14 protein-coding genes are annotated in these 18,777 nt (G+C 68.1%); 9 read left to right on the forward strand and 5 right to left on the reverse strand.

Features of this window, described 5'->3' with window-relative positions; all coding sequences use genetic code 11:
- Window positions 1-84 precede the first annotated feature (84 nt).
- Window positions 85-1,173 carry a DUF2778 domain-containing protein gene (locus ACO2RV_RS03595; protein ID WP_423289922.1) on the reverse strand — a complete coding sequence of 363 codons (1,089 nt, stop codon included), beginning with the start codon at window positions 1,171-1,173 and terminating at the stop codon, window positions 85-87.
- Window positions 1,174-1,395: 222 nt separating this feature from the next.
- Here ACO2RV_RS03595 and ACO2RV_RS03600 point away from each other — a divergent pair, with 222 nt between their 5' ends.
- On the forward strand, window positions 1,396-3,282 hold the full coding sequence (locus tag ACO2RV_RS03600) for a heavy metal translocating P-type ATPase (RefSeq protein WP_423291016.1): 1,887 nt from the start codon (window positions 1,396-1,398) through the stop codon (window positions 3,280-3,282).
- Between the two features lie 16 nt (window positions 3,283-3,298).
- Here the strand turns inward: ACO2RV_RS03600 and ACO2RV_RS03605 are convergent, their stop codons facing one another.
- Window positions 3,299-4,180 carry an NAD(P)-dependent oxidoreductase gene (locus tag ACO2RV_RS03605; RefSeq protein ID WP_423289924.1) on the reverse strand — a complete coding sequence of 294 codons (882 nt, stop codon included), beginning with the start codon at window positions 4,178-4,180 and terminating at the stop codon, window positions 3,299-3,301.
- 278 nt (window positions 4,181-4,458) lie between these two features.
- Between ACO2RV_RS03605 and ACO2RV_RS03610 the strand changes: the two genes are divergently transcribed.
- The 3 genes from ACO2RV_RS03610 (at window position 4,459) to ACO2RV_RS03620 (ending at window position 8,891) form a co-directional block, all read left to right on the forward strand.
- Window positions 4,459-4,878: an Hsp20/alpha crystallin family protein gene (locus ACO2RV_RS03610; protein ID WP_423289926.1), complete on the forward strand. Its 420-nt coding sequence runs from the start codon at window positions 4,459-4,461 to the stop codon at window positions 4,876-4,878.
- A 15-nt stretch (window positions 4,879-4,893) separates the two neighbouring features.
- On the forward strand, window positions 4,894-7,311 hold the full coding sequence (gene lon, locus ACO2RV_RS03615; RefSeq protein WP_423289928.1) for an endopeptidase La: 2,418 nt from the start codon (window positions 4,894-4,896) through the stop codon (window positions 7,309-7,311).
- Window positions 7,312-7,457: 146 nt separating this feature from the next.
- A complete protein-coding gene (locus tag ACO2RV_RS03620; RefSeq protein WP_423289930.1) occupies window positions 7,458-8,891 on the forward strand; it encodes a phospholipase D-like domain-containing protein in 1,434 nt (477 codons plus the stop codon).
- Between the two features lie 133 nt (window positions 8,892-9,024).
- Here the strand turns inward: ACO2RV_RS03620 and ACO2RV_RS03625 are convergent, their stop codons facing one another.
- The gene (locus tag ACO2RV_RS03625; protein ID WP_423289932.1) at window positions 9,025-10,059 is read right to left on the reverse strand and encodes a glutamine synthetase beta-grasp domain-containing protein; all 1,035 of its coding nucleotides are present in this window, start codon (window positions 10,057-10,059) and stop codon (window positions 9,025-9,027) included.
- Between the two features lie 452 nt (window positions 10,060-10,511).
- Here ACO2RV_RS03625 and ACO2RV_RS03630 point away from each other — a divergent pair, with 452 nt between their 5' ends.
- Window positions 10,512-10,712, forward strand: a complete 201-nt coding sequence (locus ACO2RV_RS03630) for a DUF2735 domain-containing protein (protein WP_423289934.1) — start codon at window positions 10,512-10,514, stop codon at window positions 10,710-10,712.
- 125 nt (window positions 10,713-10,837) lie between these two features.
- Here ACO2RV_RS03630 and ACO2RV_RS03635 read toward each other — a convergent pair whose 3' ends face one another.
- Window positions 10,838-11,803, reverse strand: a complete 966-nt coding sequence (locus tag ACO2RV_RS03635) for a glutaminase (protein WP_423289936.1) — start codon at window positions 11,801-11,803, stop codon at window positions 10,838-10,840.
- Between the two features lie 40 nt (window positions 11,804-11,843).
- Window positions 11,844-14,849, reverse strand: coding sequence for an HD domain-containing phosphohydrolase (locus ACO2RV_RS03640; protein ID WP_423289938.1), 3,006 nt, complete (start codon window positions 14,847-14,849; stop codon window positions 11,844-11,846).
- A gap of 262 nt (window positions 14,850-15,111) precedes the next feature.
- Here ACO2RV_RS03640 and ACO2RV_RS03645 point away from each other — a divergent pair, with 262 nt between their 5' ends.
- The 4 genes from ACO2RV_RS03645 (at window position 15,112) to ACO2RV_RS03660 (ending at window position 18,739) form a co-directional block, all read left to right on the forward strand.
- Window positions 15,112-16,179, forward strand: coding sequence for a LacI family DNA-binding transcriptional regulator (locus ACO2RV_RS03645; RefSeq protein WP_423289940.1), 1,068 nt, complete (start codon window positions 15,112-15,114; stop codon window positions 16,177-16,179).
- Between the two features lie 192 nt (window positions 16,180-16,371).
- Entirely contained in the window at window positions 16,372-16,875 is a 504-nt protein-coding gene (locus ACO2RV_RS03650) for a gluconokinase (protein ID WP_423291018.1), read from the forward strand.
- Complete coding sequence (locus ACO2RV_RS03655) at window positions 16,872-17,465, forward strand: TRAP transporter small permease (protein ID WP_423289942.1); 594 nt, start codon at window positions 16,872-16,874, stop codon at window positions 17,463-17,465. The genes ACO2RV_RS03650 and ACO2RV_RS03655 overlap by 4 nt, the downstream gene beginning before the upstream one ends.
- Window positions 17,462-18,739: a TRAP transporter large permease gene (locus ACO2RV_RS03660; protein ID WP_423289944.1), complete on the forward strand. Its 1,278-nt coding sequence runs from the start codon at window positions 17,462-17,464 to the stop codon at window positions 18,737-18,739. Before ACO2RV_RS03655 ends, ACO2RV_RS03660 begins: the two co-directional genes overlap by 4 nt.
- Window positions 18,740-18,777: the final 38 nt, after the last annotated feature.

Genomic DNA, 18,777 nt, shown 5'->3' on the forward strand with positions numbered 1-18,777 from the left:
CGGTCCGGCGGCCCGATGCAAGAGGATCGATCAAGGTCAAGCCGTCAGGACCGAGTCGGACCCGGTCCATCCACGTCTTTCGGCTCAGCTGCGCTTGCCGGTCAGCCAGGAGATGAGCGGGCTTTCCGGCTCGGCCGACTTCGGCATGGATTCGACTACGATAACCTCCTCCACCTCGCCCTTCTTGAACGAGGCGAGGAAGGCGTCGTAGTCGGCGATCGAGATGCAACCGTTGGAATCGCCGCGCGGCCCGAGCAGATAGGGATGCAGCAGGAAGCCGTTGCGGCCATACATCTTGCCCTCGCCGACCGGGGTCATGCGCACCGCTTCCGTGCCGTGGAACAGCGCCTCGCGCATCCTCAGCTTGTAACGGTTCGGCGGCGTCGGGCCGAGCATCTTCACATGGACGTAGCGCACGTCGTCGAACTTGTCGCCATAGCCGGAATGCGCCTCCAGCTTCCTGCCGCCCGGCAGATAGAGCTTCTTGGCGCGGATGTCGTAAATGGCGAACCGGTCTTCCGCCGCGGGGTAGCGCAGCTCGTCCTTCGCCTCGGGAGCGGTGTCGGCAGGCGGCTCGGCGGCCGCCGGCGCCATGTCCTCTTCCATCGGCGGCGGCAGCATGGCGACGTCCACCGGCGCGGCCTGCGTCGGAATGCCCGGCTTCCTCGGCGGCAGCGGCGCCAGAGTGAGCGAATCCTCGGGCTGGTCGCCCGGCATCACGCGGCCGGCGAACAGCGGGTTGGCCATCGGCAGCGGCACCACGCTCGCCACCTCGACGGTCGGCTCGCTTGTCGGGCGCGGCACCGGAACGGTGGCCAGCAGGGCGGGGCGCACCGGCATGACGGCGGGGTCGAACAACCAGCCTTCCGGCTGCGACAGCTCGCCGGACGCATAGAAATTGCGGACGTCCATCACCGTGCGCACCGGCTCGGCCACGGGGACGTCGGTCATCTTGGTGTCGAAAGGCAGCGGCGCAGCATCGAAAGGTGCCGAGGCGGCGTTGAAGGGCGCCATGGCGGCAGGCACCAGCCGCAGTTCGGGATCGACCCGCGCGGCATCGGCCGGCGTCGGGATGAACGCATTCGACACCCAGGCCACCGCCACCGCCATGGCGACGAAGCTCACTGAGCCGATCAGGAACGTTCCGACAAATCGAGGCGCGACGTGGCGCATGCAGGCGTCTCTACTCAGGTGGCGAATCAGGCGAAAGCGTCGTCGGCCCGGGCCATCACCCGGACGTTACCGGCAGTCCTCGCATTCGAACAGTCCCCAAGCTCCGGCTCTTTCGGCCGGTTGGCGGCGCTGATCGCGTCGACCCTAGAATTGTTTAGGTAATATTTCATTAATGCCGCAAGGACAATGCCCGCACGGCAAAGGGAGCGCGACGTGCCCGACATGGTTAACCCTGCGGCGATGCCGGGAAGCATGCTGCAAGCCCTCAAGCGCGGCCTGTTGCCGCTGGCGCTGGGCTGCCTCGCCGCCGGGGCGGTCGGCTGGCTGGCGGCCTCGCCCGGCCTCGCCGCATGGCTGTGGAGCGGAGCCACGGCCGCCGTGCTCGCCGTGCTGCTCGCCGACATGGCGACCCGGCTGCGGCGCGGCGATTTCGGCCTCGATCTGATCGCGGCGATGGCCATGGCCGGTGCGCTGGCGCTGGGCGAGCATCTCGCCGGCGTCATCATCGCGCTCATGTTCACCGGCGGCGAGGCGCTGGAAGCCTTCGCCCAGGGCCGCGCCCGCCGCGAGATGACGGCGCTGCTGAACCGCCTGCCGCGCCACGCCGCGCGCTATGCCGACGGGAGGCTGGAGGAGGTCGCGCTCGACGCGCTACGCCCCGGCGACCGGCTGCTGATCCGCCGCGGCGAGGTGGTGCCGGTCGACGGCTGCGTTTCCGGCGTGCCGGCTGTGTTGGACGAATCCGCGCTCACCGGCGAGGCGCTGCCGGTCCGCCGGGATGTCGGCGAAGCGGTCATGAGCGGTACGACCAACGCTGGCGACGCCTTCGATCTGGTCGCCGCCCACGCCGCCGCCGACAGCACCTATGCTGGCATCGTGCGCCTCGTCGCCGCGGCGGAACAGTCCAAGGCGCCGATGGCCCGGCTCGCCGACCGTTTTGCCCTCGGCTTTCTCGCCCTCACCCTCGCCATTGCCGGAAGTGCCTGGCTGGCGACGGGCGAGGCGGTACGAGCGCTGGCCGTGCTAGTGGTGGCGACGCCCTGCCCGCTCATCCTCGCCGTCCCGGTCGCGATCATTTCCGGCATTTCCCGCTGTGCCGGCCGGGGCGTGCTGGTCAAAAGCGGCGGCGCGCTGGAGATGCTGTCGCGCATCCGCACCATACTCATCGACAAGACCGGTACGGTGACCGACGGGCGCCCGCATCTCGTCGACATCCGCGCCCGGCCGGGCATCGCTCCGGACGAATTGCTGCGCCTCGCCGCCTCGCTCGACCAGGGCTCGGCCCATGTGGTCGCGCACGCCTTGGTAGCGGCCGCGCGCACGGCCGGGCTGGCGCTGGAGACGCCGCTCGACCTGCGCGAGACGCCGGGCGATGGCGTCACCGGACGCCTCGGCGGGCATGAGGTCGCGGTCGGCGGCTGGGATTTCGTCCGGGCGCAGGTTCCCGACGATGCCTTCGTGGCCGAACTCGCCACATGGATCGCACGTCCTGGCACGGTGGCCGTGGCGGTGGCGGTCGACGGCGCACCGGCCGGCGCCCTGCTGCTGGCCGACCGCATGCGCGAGGGCGCGCCCGCCATTGTGCGCCAGCTGCGCGCGACCGGCATCGGCCGCGTCATCCTCGCTACCGGCGACCGGGCGGACCGCGCCGAGCCGATCGGGAAACAGATCGGCGTCGACGCCATTCTCGCTGGCATGACCCCGGAGGCGAAGGCCCGCGCCGTGGCTGTGGAGCGGGCGACCGGCCCGGTCATGATGGTCGGCGACGGGGTGAATGACGCCCCCGCGCTCGCCAGTGCCGATATCGGCGTCGCCATGGGCGCGCGCGGCGCCGCCGCCTCCTCGCAGGCCGCCGACATCGTCATCCTGGTCGACGATCTCGGCCGGCTGGTCGATGCGCGGCGGATTGCCAGCCGCGCCCGCGCCATCGCGTTGCAGAGCGTCTATGTCGGCATCGGCCTGTCCTGCGCCGGCATGCTGGCCGCCGCCTTCGGCTATTTGTCGCCGGTGCAGGGGGCGCTGTTTCAGGAGCTCATCGACGTCGCGGCGATCCTCAACGCGTTGCGCGCGCTGGCCGCTCCCGCCGCCGAGCCGCGCGCGACGTCCTGATCCTCCCGCGAACCCCTCACTGGGCCTCACCAGCATCCTTGCCCGGCAACCGGCCGATCGCCGACCAGTCGAGCCCCTCCCCGCCGGTGGCAAGCAGCGTGAGGAAGCGGTCGCGCACCAGATTGGCGAGCGGCAGCGGCACGCGCAGCTCCTCGGCGGCGGCGAGCGCCAGGCGTACATCCTTGAGCCCGAGCGGAGCGGCGAAGCCCACCGGGCGCGGGCTCGTGTCGATGATGAGGTTGCCGTAATTGCGGTAGACCGGCGCGCCGAACAGCGTGGAGGTGAGGAAGTCGAGATATTGCTTCTTGTCGATCCCACCCTTGCCGACCAGCGCCAAGACCTCGCCCAGCGCCTCGATCACCGTGGTGATGAGGAAATTGCCGCTCAGCTTCACGAGGTTTGCCTTAGCCGGCTCGTCCGAGAACACGAAGGTCTGCTTGCCGATGGCTGCGAAGATCGGCTCGGCGGCCGCCCGCGCCGCAGCACTGCCCGCCGCGACGACGAAGAGATCGCCCGCCGCCGCCGCGTCCGGCCGGCCGAACACCGGCGCGGCGACATAGAGCTGTCCGGCCGCCGCATGCGCGCCGGTGAGCCTCTCGGACAAAGCGACGCTAACGGTGGAGCAGGACACATGCAGCGCCCCCTTGGCCAAAGTGCCCAATATGCCGCCCTCGCCCTCCACCACGCCGGCGAGTGCCGCATCGTCCGCCAGCATGGTGACCACCGCCTCGCCCTTGCACGCCTCGGCGACGCTGGCGGCGGCCACCGCGCCAACTTCGACCAGCGGCGCGGCCTTGGCCGGCGTGCGGTTGAACACGGTCACCTCGTGGCCCGCCTTGATGAGGTTGCGCGCCATGGCAGCGCCCATATTGCCCAGTCCGATGAATCCGATCTTCATGATGTCTCTCGTGCTTGCGTGCGCCGGCTTCGTCCGGGCCCGGCGCAATGCCTGTGAAAGCGTAGATCGTGACGGCGCCCCGGCATCGCCATGTGCCAGGCCGATCAACTTTCGAACCGCGGGCGACCGGCCCGCTCTGCCAGCCGGGCAGCCCGGCGTTTCGAGAGCGCCCGGTCGGGCGGCAAGGTCGGCATGCGCTCTCTGGCACGTTGTCGAAGCGTCACCATATGAGCCTCGCGGGCCGAAGGAGACGCCCCCGGTCTGCCCAGGAGAACCCCATGAAGAAGACTGACCCCCGCGCCTGGATGTGGTCGGAAGCCCTCGACATGCTGAACCGTGCCGAGCGCATGCACCGGCAGATGTTCCAGCCCGTGCCGGTATCCGATACCCGGCGCCGCCCCGGCCCGCTGTGCTGGGAGCCACCGGTGGACGTGCTTGAGACCGAGCGCGAACTGCTCGTGCTGGCGGCGCTGCCCGGCGTCGACCCGGACCGCATTTCCGTCGCGATCAACAGCGGCGTGCTGACCATTACCGGCGAACGCGTGCTCCCGCCGGAGCTTCATCGCGCCACCATCCATCGCATGGAGCTGCCGCAGGGCCGTTTCGAGCGCCAGCTGGCGTTGCCGCCCGGCCGCTACGAGGTCGCGCATCCGCGCGTGGTCAATGGCTGCCTCGCCGTCGTGCTGCGCAAGGTTTGAGAGGGGGACTGAGACATGACACACCCCGTTTACGAGAATTTCGCCCCCGCCCGCGCGGCCGATGCCGGCGGCAATGGCGGCACCAACGGCAACATTCCGGCCGATCAGCTGATCATCCTGCCGGTGCGCAATTTCGTGCTGTTCCCCGGCGTGGTGATGCCGGTCGCGGTCATGCGTCCGTCTTCCGTCGCCGCCGTGCAGCAGGCCATCCGCGAGGGCCGGCCGGTCGGCATCCTCATGCAGCGCGACGCGCAGCAGGAGGAGCCGGGCGTCACCGACCTGCACCGCATGGGCGTTGTCGCCAACATATTGCGCTACGTCACCGCGCAGGACGGCACGCATCATCTCGTCTGCCAGGGCGAGCAGCGCTTCCATGTCGAGGAATTCGTCAAGGAGAAGCCGTTCCTCACCGCCCGCGTGCGGCGGATCGAGGAGAATGACGAGCGCAACTCCGATGTCGAGGCCCGCTTCGTCCATCTCCAGGGCCAGGCCGCCGAGGCGCTCGAACTGCTGCCGCAGGTGCCGGGCGAGCTGATGGCCGCCGTGCGCGGGGCGGAATCGCCCTCGACGCTGGCCGACCTCGTCGCCGCCTATATCGACATCTCGGCCGACGAGAAGCAGGAGCTGCTGGAAACGATCGACATCGTCGCGCGCATGAACAAGGTCGCCCGCCTGCTGGCGCACCGCATCGAGGTGCTGCGCCTGTCGCAGGAGATCGGCCGGCAGACCAAGGCGTCGCTGGACGAGCGCCAGCGCGAGGTGCTGCTGCGCGAGCAGATGGCGGCAATCCAGAAGCAGCTCGGCGAGGACAACGGCAACAGCCAGGAGATCGCCGACCTCGAGAAGCAGGTCGCGGATGCCGGCATGCCGGACGATGTGGAGCAGATGGCCCGCAAGGAGCTGGGCCGGCTGCGCCGCATGTCCGATGCCGGGCCGGAATATGGCATGATCCGCACCTATCTCGACTGGCTGATCGCCCTGCCGTGGAAGCTGCCCGAGGAGGCGCCGATCGACATCGCCGAGGCGCGCCGCATCCTCGACGAGGATCATTTCGGCCTGCCCAAGATCAAGCAGCGCATCGTCGAATATCTCGCCGTGCGCAAGCTCGCGCCGAACGGCAAGGCGCCGATCCTGTGCTTCGCCGGCCCTCCGGGCGTCGGCAAGACCTCGCTCGGCCAGTCGATCGCCCGCGCGCTGGGCCGCAAGTTCATCCGCGTCTCGCTCGGCGGCGTGCATGACGAGGCGGAGATCCGCGGCCACCGGCGCACCTATATCGGCGCGCTGCCCGGCAACATCATCCAGGGCATCCGCAAGGCAGGCACCCGCGACTGCGTGATGATGCTGGACGAGATCGACAAGATGGGTTCCGGCATCCAGGGCGACCCCTCGGCGGCGATGCTGGAGGTGCTCGACCCCGAGCAGAACGGGACGTTCCGGGACAATTATCTCGGCGTGCCGTTCGACCTGTCGCGCGTGGTGTTCATCGCCACCGCGAACATGCTCGACACCATACCGGGGCCGCTGCGCGACCGCATGGAGATCATCACGCTCTCGGGCTACACCGACAGTGAGAAGCTGCAGATCGCCAAGCGCTATCTCGTCCGCCGCCAGCTCGAGGCCAATGGCGTCAGCCCGGAACAGGTCGAGGTCGATGACGGCGCGCTGCAGACCATCATCCGCGCCTATACGCGGGAGGCCGGCGTGCGCAATCTCGAACGCGAAGTCGGCCGCGCCGTCCGCCACGTCGCGGTCGGCATCGCCGAGGGCAGCGTCACCCATGCGCATATCACATCCGACGGCGTCGCCGAACTGCTCGGCCCGCCGATCTTCGAGGACGAGGTCGCCTTGCGCGTCAGCGTGCCCGGCGTGGCCACCGGCCTTGCCTGGACGCCGGTCGGCGGCGACATCCTGTTCATCGAGGCGACAAAGGTGCCGGGGCGCGGCGGGCTGATCCTCACCGGCCAGCTCGGCGACGTGATGAAGGAAAGCGCGCAGGCGGCGATGAGCCTGGTCAAGAGCCGCGCCGCCGAGTTCGGCATCGATCCGGCGGTGTTCGCCTCGAACGATGTGCACGTGCATGTGCCCGCCGGCGCGACACCGAAGGACGGGCCGAGCGCGGGCGTGGCCATGTTCACGGCGCTGGTCTCGCTACTCTCCGGCCGCACGGTCCGCAAGGACACGGCGATGACCGGCGAAATCTCGCTGCGCGGCCTCGTCCTGCCCGTGGGCGGCATCAAGGAGAAGGTGGTAGCGGCGGCACGCGCGGGGTTGACCCGCGTCATGCTGCCCGCCCGCAACCGGCGCGACTATGAGGACATTCCCCAGGACGCGCGGGACCGGCTGGAGTTCGTCTGGCTGGAGCGGGTGGACGACGCCATCGCCAATGCGCTGGAGCCGGCCGAAGAGGCCCAGCCCCTGCGCGCGGCGGTATGAGGCAATCCCAACCCACAAGCCCCGGGACAGCGTTCCGGGGCTTTTAACCGGGGTAGACCACCCCGCCGGCCGGATGACGCACGCCCGAATACCGGCTAGAGGCTTGTACAGGGAGTACCCCGCTCCCAGCCTCCCGGGTCGTCGCGATGCTCAGCGTCTTGTTGGAATACTGGCCGCACATCTTCCTGGCGATATCGACCGTGATCGGCATCGTCGCGGCCATCCATGCCGCGATGACAAAGGACGACGTGCGCGCTGCCATCGGCTGGGTCGGCGTCATCCTGCTCTCGCCGGTGCTCGGTGCCCTGCTGTATCTGGTGGCCGGAATCAACCGCATCCGCCGCACCGTGGCGAAGCGACGCCGCGCCAGCCAGGAGCGGCGCCGCCACCATGAGCGGGCGCCCATCGCCATCACCCTGTCGCCCAGCCTCTCCGCGATGAAGCGGCTCGGCGACCGGGTGTGCGCCTTCCCGCTCACCACCGGCAACAAGGTCCGCCTGCTCGACAGCGGAGACGAGGCCTATCCCGAGATGCTCGCCGCCATACGCGGCGCTACGCGCCATGTCGCGCTGTCGAGCTACATCTTCGACAATGATGCCGTGGGCGTCGAATTCGCCGACGCGCTGATCGCGGCGCGTCAGCGCGGCGTCGCGGTGCGGGTGCTGATCGACGCCATCGGCGCACGCTATTCGCGCCCCTCCATCGTCGGCCGGCTCATGGATGGCGGCGTGATCACCGACCTGTTCATGGGCAACCTCATCGGGCTGCGCCTGCCCTATGCCAATCTGCGCAGCCACCGCAAGATGCTGATCGTCGACGGCGCGCTCGCCTTCACCGGCGGCATGAACATCCGCGCCCAGTTCACCAGCAACCATGGCGGCACCGACCAGGCACGCGACACGCATTTCCGCGTCGAGGGGCCGGCGGTCGAGCAACTACTGACGGTGTTCAGCCAGGACTGGACGTTCACCACCGACGAATTCCTCGACGGGCCCGCCTGGGCCGAGGCGCCGTCGGGCACGGTGCACGGCCCGGCCGCGGTGCGCGTGGTGCCCTCGGGCCCCGACCGCAACCTCGCGTCCGCGCACAGCGTGATCATGGGCGCGCTCGCCATGGCGCAGAGCCGCGTGCGCATCTGTTCGCCCTATTTCCTGCCCGACCAGCAGCTCATCGCCGCACTGCAGGTCGCCGGACGGCGCGGCGTCGAGGTGGACATCGTCATCCCCTCAGCCAACAACCTGAAGCTGGTCGACTACGCCATGACCGCGCAGCTCGACCAGGTGCTGGACGGCGACTGCCGGGTGTGGCGCGCCAGCGGCATGTTCGACCATTCCAAGCTGCTGGCGGTCGATGGCTGCTGGGCCTATGTCGGCTCCTCCAACCTCGACCCGCGCAGCCTCAGGCTCAATTTCGAGCTGGATCTGGAGATTTACGACCCGGCCCTCGCCGGCGCGGTCGAGGCGCGCATCGGTGCGATGATCGCCTCCGCTGGTGCCGAGACGCTGGAAACGCTGAAGGCCCGCCCCTTCCTCAAGCGGCTGCGCAACCGTGCCATCTGGCTCGCCTCGCCCTATCTGTGAACCGCTCTAGCGTCCTGCCGGACAAACAAAAGCCAGCCCCGTTTCCGGGACTGGCTTGAGGGAGACGGAAGTCCGTCTCGGGAGTTCGCGGGCGGCAGTACAGCGGGGCGCCGCCCGCCCGGTCGAGTCGGGCTCAGGCCGCGGCGACGGCCTTGGTCGGCACTTCCGAAACGGTCTTGAGGACCTGGGAAGCGATGGCATAGGGGTCGCCCTGGGAGTTCGGGCGGCGATCCTCGAGATAGCCCTTATAGTCGTTCTTGATGAACGAGTGGGGCACGCGGATCGAGGCGCCACGGTCGGCGACGCCATAGCTGAACTTGTTCCACGGCGCCGTCTCGTGCTTGCCGGTCAGACGCAGGTGGTTGTCCGGGCCATACACGGCGATGTGGTCGTCGAGGTTCTTCTCGAAGGCCGCCATGAGCTGCTCGAAATACTCCTTGCCGCCCACTTCGCGCATGTACTTCGTGGAGAAGTTGCAGTGCATGCCCGAGCCGTTCCAGTCGGTGTCGCCGAGCGGCTTGCAGTGGAACTCGATGTCCACGCCGTACTGTTCGGTCAGGCGGAGCAGCAGGTAGCGGGCCATCCACACTTCGTCGGCGGCCTTCTTGGAGCCCTTGCCGAAAATCTGGAATTCCCACTGGCCTTTCGCGACTTCCGCGTTGATGCCTTCGTGGTTGATGCCAGCCTCGAGGCAAAGCTCAAGGTGCTCCTCGACGATCTCGCGGGCAACGTCGCCTACATTCTTGAAGCCGACGCCGGTGTAGTACGGGCCCTGCGGCGCGGGATAGCCATGCTCGGGGAAGCCAAGCGGACGGCCGTCCTTGTAGAAGAAGTATTCCTGCTCGAAGCCGAACCAGGCGCCTTCATCGTCCAGGATGGTGGCGCGCGCATTGGTGGCATGCGGGGTGACGCCGTCCGGCATCATCACTTCGCACATCACCAGGGCACCGTTCTTGCGAGCCGGGTCGGGATAGACCGCGACGGGCTTCAGCACGCAGTCGGAGCTGCGGCCCTCGGCCTGCATGGTGGACGAGCCGTCGAAGCCCCACAGCGGGAGTTCCTCGAGCGAGGGGAAGTGGTCGAATTCCTTGATCTGCGTCTTGCCGCGCAGGTTCGGGGTCGGCTTGTAACCGTCGAGCCAGATGTACTCGAGTTTGTACTTCGTCATTGCGTGTCTCTCATAGCTTGTGACCGGGCGCCGAAGACCCCAGGTCGCTTTGCCGGCCGCGCGAGGAGGTCCGACCGCCAACGGCTATCTTCCCGCAAGCATTTCGCGTGCCAACTCGGGCGCGCGCGGCGCGCGAGCGGTGGCGGCCGGGCGCCGGATGCGCGGCCGCCACCGCCGCCCTTTCGGCGGCCAGGCGCACGATTCGCCTGAGTTCTGCGCGGCTTGAATGAATCTTCGCGCCGCGCCGGCCCTGCTGCAGCGCACAGTCGCACGCAACCAAACGGCCGTCAGCGCCGTTCACTCATGGGCATCGGCCGCCTCATTCGGCGATGCACAATTCTTAGCCTCTTTGTGATCTTAAAATGTGCATATTGCGCAAACGCCAAGCATAAGATGCTATATTGCTATCAAGGGCTGACGCACGAACGCGCAGCCTCATAAGGAGCGAAAGAATGAACACCAATGCCCGGCGCGAAAGCGCGGAGATTTTCCAGTTCCCGACCGGCGGTCGTGCCGGCTTGGCGGCGCGCACCACGGTCGCCCGTCAGGCGGCGGAGATTCCGGCCAATGTGGCGAACATCGCCTTCGGCAGCTGGTATCACGAAGAGGCCGTCCGGGAAGATCGCGAAGGCGATCACAACCGCAAGAACTGACATCGCACGACGATGACCCCAGTACGCGCCAACCGACGCGCCATGCGGAATTCCGAAGGACTAAAGTGAGGACCAGCGTTCCGGCGTCTGGTCCTCACTCGTTTCAGGGCCCCTGAAGCCCCCCGTTAGCCGAACACCGACCAGCCGAGCCGCTGGGTGAGCATTTCGAGCGCGATTCGGCCCAGATGCGAGTTGCCGCTGGCGTCGAGCCCCGGCGACCATACCGCAATCGAGGCCTTGCGCGGCGCGATCGCCAGAATGCCGCCACCCACGCCGCTCTTGCCCGGCAGCCCCACGCGATAGGCGAACTCGCCCGAACCGTCATAATGGCCGCAGGTCATCATGATCGCGTTGATGCGGCGTGCCCGCTCCGGCGATACCACCGACAGCCCGGTCGCCGGGTTGCGCCCGCCATGGGCTAGGAAGCGCCCGGCCAGCGCCAGTTGGCGGCACGACATGGCCAGCGCGCAGTGGTGGAAATAAACCCCCAGCGTGTAGTCGACAGGGTTCTCCAACACGTCGAACGCCTTCATGTAATTGGCGAGCGAGCGGTTGCGGAAGCCGGTGCGCTGCTCGGAAGCGGCCACGGCATCGTCCATGGAGATGCTCGGGTCGTCGGCAAGGAAGCGCATGAAGCGCAGGATCTCGCCGAGTACCTCCTTGGGCTGGTGGCCGGAGAGGATGACGTCGGTGACGGCGATGGCGCCGGCATTGATGAAGGGATTGCGCGGAATGCCGTTCTCGGCCTCCAGCTGCACGATCGAGTTGAACGCGCTTCCCGAGGGTTCGCGCCCCACCCGCTTCCACAGCCGGTCGCCGACCTTGCCGAGCGCCAGCGTGAGGGTGAACACCTTGGAGATACTCTGGATCGAGAACGGCACGTCCGCGTCGCCGCCGACCGCGACATGGCCGTCGGCATCGGCCACCGCGATGCCGAAGGCGGTGGGGTCGGCGCGCGCCAGTTCCGGGATGTAGCTCGCGACCTCGCCGCGATCCGGGCGGGCTCGCATTTCCTCGGCGATTTCCCTGACGATGAGGTCGAGATCGGGCACGGTCTTGTCGGTTCCTGTCGCAAATGGCGGGGTCGTCACCTGCAATAGCCCATCGTCGAGGCAAATCGCCAGCGCGGAGTCAGGCGCTCGCCATGTCGAGCGGAGCGGTGCGCGCATTGGGGCGGATGGCGAGCACCGCGGCGATGTCGGGCTCGTCGATCTGCTCGGGGCGCAGGTAACGGCGCGCATAGTCGCGCCAATGGCCGCAGGTCAGGAACAGGTCCAGCAGTTCGGGGTCGAGATGGTTGTCACGCTTCATGGCACCCATGATGGCAATCGCCTCGCTCAGCGTCTTCGCCTTCTTGTAGGGCCGGTCGCCAGCGGTGAGCGCCTCGAACACATCGGCAATGGCCATCATGCGGGCGACCGGGCTCATCTGGTCGCGCGTGAGGCCGCGCGGATAGCCCTTGCCGTCCATCCGCTCATGGTGGCCGCCGGCGAATTCCGGCACCTTGGTGAGCGCCCCCGACAGCGGCAGCGCCTCCAGCATCAGGATGGAGCGCGTGACATGGCGGTTGATCTCGTAGCGCTCCTCCTCGGTCAACGTACCGCGTGGAATGGAGAGATTGTGCAGCTCGCCGAGATCGAGCCGCACCGCCGGACGTTTCATCGCGAAGCCGGCCTTGCGCTCCTGCTCATCGAGCTCGTTGCGGAAATGCGGCACGATGTGCTGCGGCTTGTCGGCCAGCAGCGGCTCCTCCACCGGCAGCGTCGGCGCAGGGGCGTCGCCAAAGCGCTGGCTCTCTCCCGTGGAGATGCCGAGGCGATCATCCAGCGTGCGCGTCCACCTTCGCGCGGCGATCCGCTTCAAACGCTCGATCTTCGCCGGCTCCATGAACTCGCCACCGAGATTGCAGTCGGCGACGAAGGCGAATTCCTCGTCGAGTTCGCGCCAGGTGGCATCGCGCGCGGCCCGCAGGCCCGCCGCGTCGCCGCCCTCGGCCACGCCCTTCCAGTACTCGGTGTCCGCCTTGGCCTTGAGCAGCTCGAACCGCATGCGGACCTCGTGGATGCGGTTCCAGATCGTCTCCAGCTTGGTCGCCTTGTCGATCACATATTCGGCCGTGGTCAGCTTGCCGCAATCGTGCAGCCACGCCGCGACATCGACCGCCTCCCATTCGTCCGGCGACAGATGGAAATCGGCGGACGGTCCCTCGCGCGCCTCGCAGGCGGCCTGCACCAGCGCATGGGTCAGGATCGGAACGCGTTGGCAGTGCCCGTTGGTATAGGGCGACTTGGCGTCGGTCGCCTGCGCGATCATGCGGATCACCGCGTCGAGCAGCGCCTTGCGCGACTTGAGCAGCAGCGTCGTCTCGATGGCGACCGCGGCATTGCCGGAGAGCGCCCGCGCGAGGTCGAGGCTGTCATCGGAGACGGTCTCGTGCTCGCCGACCCGGTTGATCAGCACCAGCGCGCCCATCGTCTCGTTGCCGCGATTGCGCAACGGGATCACCGAATAGCGGAGCAGTTCGTCCGGCTTGAGCGGCAGGCCGGCGGTAAGGCCGGCGAAGAACGGATCCTGCTCGGCCGGCTTGACGTCGACATGGCTGACGGACGAACGCTGAAGTGCGTTGACGAGGCGCCGGGCAAAGCTGCCGGCCCCGGCATCGAGGCGCTGGGCGCGGGTCTGCATTTCCGTCTCGCCATCGTACCCCTCATCCGGCGCGACCACCGCGTCCGGCCGGTAGACGACGGCGGAATAGCTCTTCCCACTATCCTCGCTGAGCAGGATAAGCCCGGCCTCCGCTCCGGTCAGGTTGGTCGTCTCGGTGAGCAGGCGCTGCATCAGCCGCTCGGGATCGCGCTCGGCGGCCAGCGTGCGACCGATCTCGATGAAGCGCTGGATGGTGAGCCGCGCATTGCGGATGGCGCGCGAAAGCGTGTCGATCTCGGCGACGGAGGAACGCACGACACCGGGTTCATCCCTGAAATTGAACGCCTGCATCGCCTCCGCCTCGCCGGCGATGGCCATCAGCGGCCGGCTCACCGCGCGTGCCGTGAGGCGGATGGCAACGACGACGAACAGGATGAAGGCGAGGCTGATCCAGCCGAGCGTGGCGACTAGCCGGCGCACGCCGGCGATGATCTCGTCATGCGGCATGGCCACCGCCATGGCGAAGGTCCAGGGCCCGGAGCGCAGCGGAGCGACATGCATCATCCAGGACTGGCCACGCTCGCGCACGATGGCGCTGTGGTCCTCGGTTCCGCTGCCGCGCACGGCCCGCAGCATATCGGGAACGATGTCGGGCATGGCCGCGCTCGCCCCGCTCGAGCGTCGCGGTGGGCCGTCGAAGCTCTGCGGCAGCGCCGCCACCGGGTTGCTCGCCGCCAGCACCCAGCCGGCCTGATCAGCGATGACGATCTCGGTCGAGGGCGTACTCTTCATGCGCCGCAATTCGCTCGACAGGTCAGCAAGGCTGAGATCGATGCCGATCACCCCGCGCCCGCTCTCCAGCTGCTGGGCGATGGTGACGCCGCTCTCGGCCGTGGCGAAGAACCGGTAGGGCCGGGTGAGGATCGGCTCCGACACGCTCATGGCCTCGATGAACCAGGGTCGCTGTCGCGGGTCGAAGCTGAAGCCGGGACGCTGCAATTCGCCGACCTTCCGCAGCGCGCCATCGAGAAAGGTGAAGCTGGCCTGGGGCGTGGGCCCGTCCTGTTCGACGACCTGCAACAGATAGGCTGCATCCTCGCCGGCCTGCAGGTTACGGCGGGCCACGTCCGACGTCAGGTGGCGCAGCAGGAGGAAGTCGCCATTCGTATAGCCGACATAGATCGCCGAGGTGAAGGGCAGGGAATCCATCACCGTGCGGAAGCGGTCCAGCACCGACATGCGCGCCGCCTCGTCCGGCGCGTTCAGCTGGGGATCGGCCGCGAAGACCTGCACCAGTACGTCAAGCGTATTGAAGTTCTTGTCGATATGCGACCGGCTCTCGCCGGCCATGCTGGCGAACAGCGCTGTGGTGGCGTCCTCGACAATCGCCGCCGCCCGGTTGTTCACGACGACAATGATGCCCGCGAGTGCCAGCGTGATAGTGACACCGAACACCAGTGCAAGATGCGTGTCGAGGCGTCGACGTGCCATGGGGGCGCTACCCTCGCGTGCAAGCCTCCAGATAAAGCATCACGAGACTAGAACGAATCTCCATCAAGTTATGAATGAAATCCACGGCATATGCGGCGAATTTGGCAGCCGGCTCCGCCGGCGCCACGTGATCGGCGGGGGAAATCGCGCAGGCGGGGTGAGAGGGAGTTGAAACGGCCGGTGGGCCAGCGCCAATGTCAGCGCTATCATGGTGGAGGCGACCAGGCGGTTCGACCCGCCATCGCAAGTGAGGGACGCGAGGATGCGCACGAGACGAAACGCCGGCCGGCCGACCATCGCCGATGTCGCGAAGCGCGCCGGGGTGAGCTCGATCACGGTGTCGCGGGCGCTGCGCGATCCCGAGCGCGTCTCGCAGGAACTGCGTCGGCTCATCGACGAGGCGGTGCGCGCGCTGAACTACGTGCCGGACCAGAATGCACGGGCGCTGGCCTCGGCACGCACCGACGTCATCGGCGTCATCATCCCCTCGCTCACCAACAACGTCTTCGCCGATGTGCTGCGCGGCATCTATGACGGCGTGGCGCAGACCCCGCATCAGGTCCAGCTGGGCAATAGCCGCTATTCGCCGATCGAGGAGGAGCGGCTGCTCGACACCTTCCTCAGCCAGCGGCCGGCGGCGCTGATCGTGGCCGGCATCGACCAGACCCCGCGCAGCCGCGCCCTGCTGGAGGGCGCCGGTTGCCCGGTGGTGCAGATCATGGAGCTGGGCGACGCCCCCATCGACATGATGGTCGGCTTCTCGCACCGTGCCGCCGCGCAGCTGGTCACCGGGCACCTGATATCCGCCGGCTACCGGCGCATCGGCTTTCTCGGCGCGCGCATGGATCCGCGCACCCAGCGACGCCTGGAGGGCTACCGCGCCGCGCTGATGGAGGCGGGCCTCTACGACCCGCAGCGCGTCACCACCACGCCCACCTCGTCCAGCGTGACGCTCGGCCGCGACCTGCTGCGCGACCTTCTGGCGCGCATGCCCGACACCGATGCGGTGTTCTGCATCAATGACGACCTCGCCATCGGCGCCCTGTTCGAGTGCCAGCGCGCCGCACTCGCGGTGCCGGAGCGCATCGGCATCGCCGGCTTCAATGATCTGGAGATGATGGCCGCCGCCTGGCCGGCGCTGACCAGCGTGCGCACGCCGCGCTACGAGATCGGCCAGCGTGCGGTCGAGATGGCCCGCGCTGCCATCGCCGGCAAGCGACCGGCCGAGCGCGTCATCGATGTCGGCGTCGAGCTGCAGATCCGCGCCAGCACGCAGCGCACCGGCACCGGCGCGACGGGCGCCGTCGGTGCGCTTTACACAGTCACATGATAGCGCTAACATAGCATCATCCAAGAACGAGAGCAGATCATCTGCCAGCCTGTCGATCCTATGGGTCGGCAAGCCTCAAGGGAGGACGATCGTGTCTGTTAGCGCTGTCTTCACAGCGAGCGCTTGGCCGTGAACGCGCCGGCTCCCCGCGATTTTTCCGCCGCAACCCCATCCGCTCCCGTCATCGTGGTGATGGGCGTGTGCGGCTGCGGCAAGTCAAGCATCGGCGCGGCGCTCGCCGCCCGCCACGGCTGGGCCTTCCTCGAAGGCGACGATCTCCACCCGCCGGCCAATGTCGCACGCATGTCGCAGGGCCTGCCGCTCACCGACGAGGACCGCCTCGGCTGGCTGGACGCCATCGGCGCGCACATCGCCGCGGCGAGCCATGCCGGCACCGGCCTCGTTGTCGCCTGTTCCGCCCTCAAGCGCAGCTATCGCGCGCGGCTCGATGCCGCCGGGCCGGATGTGCGCTTCCTGCATCTTGCCGGCGACCGGCCGCTGATCGAGGCGCGGATGGCCGCGCGCGCGAACCATTTCATGCCGCTCAGCCTTATCGAGAGCCAGTTCGCCACGCTGGAGCCGCCCGGCCCCGGCGAGCGCGCGGTCAGCGTCACCATCGACCAGTCGCCCGAGGCGCTGCTGGAGGAGGCCGAGCGCGGCCTCGCACGCCTGCGCCAGAAGGAACCACAGCCATGAGCCGTGCGCTGGGTTATGTGCAGACCCTCATCGAGTGGACCATCGGCGCCCTGCTGGCGGTGATGGTCGTTCTGGTCTTCGCCAACGCGGCGGGGCGCTACCTGCTCAATACCGGCCTTGCCGCCTCGGAGGAGATCGCCCGCCTCGCCTTTGTGTGGATGATCTTCCTCGGCGCCATTCTCGCCGTGCGCGAGCGCTCCCATGTCGGCGTTGACATGCTGGTGACGCGCCTGCCGCGCTGGGGTCGCCGGCTCTGCCTGCTGGTCACCAATCTCGCCATCCTCTACGGCCTGTGGCTGTTCGCTGAGGGCAGCTGGCAGCAGGTGATCGTCGGCTTCAACAGCCGGCTGCCAGTCACCGACATCTCGCTCGCCGCCTTCGCCGCCGCCGGCCTCGTCTCGGCCATCGCCATGGGGCTGCTGATCGCGGCCGACCTCGTGCGTCTCGTCACCGGACACCTGCGCGAGGACGAGCTGGTGCAGGTGCGCGAGAGCGCCGATGGCGAGGAAATCCGCGAATACCAGCACGATTTCGCCGACATCGAACGTGCGGCGGCACAGGGTTCGGCCCGTTCGGGGAAGCCGTCATGACCATCGCCATCTTCCTCGGCTCGCTGCTGGGCCTGATGACCATCGGCATGCCGATCGCCTTCGCGCTGATGCTGACCGGCGTCGCGCTGATGTACCATCTCGACTTCTTCGACGCGCAGCTGCTGGCGCAGAACATGCTGGGCGGCGCCGACAATTTCCCGCTGATGGCGGTGCCGTTCTTCCTGCTGGCCGGCGAACTGATGAATGCCGGCGGCCTGTCGAAGCGCATCGTCGATCTCGCCGTCACCCTGTTCGGCCATATCAAGGGCGGGCTGGGCTATGTGGCGATCGGCACCTCGGTGGTGCTGGCCAGTCTGTCCGGCTCGGCCATCGCCGACACCGCGGCGATCGCGGCGCTGCTCATCCCGATGATGCGCAACAACGGCTACAATCTCGAGCGCTCCTCCGGCCTCATCGCCGCCGGCGGCATCATCGCGCCGATCATCCCGCCGAGCATGTCCTTCATCATCTACGGCGTGGCGACCAACATCTCCATCACCAAGCTGTTCATGGCCGGCATCGTGCCGGGCCTGCTGATGGGCGTGACGCTGGTGCTGATCTGGATGCGCGTGGCGCGTAAGGAGAACGTGCCGGTGCGCCCGCGCCAGCCCTGGTCGGTGCGAGGGCGAGCGGCGCTCGACGGCATCTGGGCGCTGGTCATGCCGGTCATCATCATCGGCGGTATGCGCTTCGGCATCTTCACGCCGACCGAAGCCGCCGTGGTGGCGGCGGTCTACGCGCTGGTGATCGGCCTGTTCGTCTATCGCGAGATCACGCTGCGCGATCTGCCGCGCCTGTTCATCGCCGCCGCCAAGACCACCGCCGTGGTGATGTTCCTCGTCGCCGCCGCCATGGTCACCGCCTACATGATCACGCTGGCAGAGCTGCCGGGGCAGGTCATCACCCTGCTGGAGCCGATGCTCGACCATCCCAAATGGCTGATGGCGGCGATCGTCGTGCTGCTGACGCTGGTCGGCACCGCGATGGACCTCACCCCCACCATTCTGATCCTCGGCCCGGTTCTGGTGCCGCTCATCACCCGCGCCGGCATCGACCCGGTCTATTTCGGCGTGATGTTCGTCATGGTCGGCGCGGTCGGCCTGCTCACCCCGCCGGTCGGCACGGTGCTCAACGTCGTGTGCGGCGTCGGCCGGGTCAGCATGGAAGGCATCATCCGCGGCGTCTGGCCCTATGTCGTCGCCTATACGGCGCTGATCGGGCTGTTCGTCGTGTTCCCGGAGATCATCACCGTGCCGGCGAGCTGGCTGCACTGACAGCCGCGCCGGCCAACAACTGGAAGAGGAGGAAACAC

This window comes from Ancylobacter sp. VNQ12 (genome assembly GCF_049445835.1).
In the GTDB taxonomy this organism is placed as follows: Bacteria; Pseudomonadota; Alphaproteobacteria; order Rhizobiales; family Xanthobacteraceae; genus Ancylobacter.

Coding starts and splice junctions, on each gene's coding strand:
- ACO2RV_RS03625 (WP_423289932.1), bottom strand. CDS start 10,059: ATGACGAAGTACAAACTCGAGTACATCTGGCTCGACGGTTACAAGCCG.
- ACO2RV_RS03595 (WP_423289922.1), bottom strand. CDS start 1,173: ATGCGCCACGTCGCGCCTCGATTTGTCGGAACGTTCCTGATCGGCTCA.
- ACO2RV_RS03610 (WP_423289926.1), top strand. CDS start 4,459: ATGAAGAAGACTGACCCCCGCGCCTGGATGTGGTCGGAAGCCCTCGAC.
- ACO2RV_RS03620 (WP_423289930.1), top strand. CDS start 7,458: ATGCTCAGCGTCTTGTTGGAATACTGGCCGCACATCTTCCTGGCGATA.
- ACO2RV_RS03600 (WP_423291016.1), top strand. CDS start 1,396: ATGGTTAACCCTGCGGCGATGCCGGGAAGCATGCTGCAAGCCCTCAAG.
- ACO2RV_RS03630 (WP_423289934.1), top strand. CDS start 10,512: ATGAACACCAATGCCCGGCGCGAAAGCGCGGAGATTTTCCAGTTCCCG.
- ACO2RV_RS03640 (WP_423289938.1), bottom strand. CDS start 14,849: ATGGCACGTCGACGCCTCGACACGCATCTTGCACTGGTGTTCGGTGTC.
- ACO2RV_RS03655 (WP_423289942.1), top strand. CDS start 16,872: ATGAGCCGTGCGCTGGGTTATGTGCAGACCCTCATCGAGTGGACCATC.
- ACO2RV_RS03605 (WP_423289924.1), bottom strand. CDS start 4,180: ATGAAGATCGGATTCATCGGACTGGGCAATATGGGCGCTGCCATGGCG.
- ACO2RV_RS03650 (WP_423291018.1), top strand. CDS start 16,372: ATGGGCGTGTGCGGCTGCGGCAAGTCAAGCATCGGCGCGGCGCTCGCC.
- ACO2RV_RS03645 (WP_423289940.1), top strand. CDS start 15,112: ATGCGCACGAGACGAAACGCCGGCCGGCCGACCATCGCCGATGTCGCG.
- lon (WP_423289928.1), top strand. CDS start 4,894: ATGACACACCCCGTTTACGAGAATTTCGCCCCCGCCCGCGCGGCCGAT.
- ACO2RV_RS03660 (WP_423289944.1), top strand. CDS start 17,462: ATGACCATCGCCATCTTCCTCGGCTCGCTGCTGGGCCTGATGACCATC.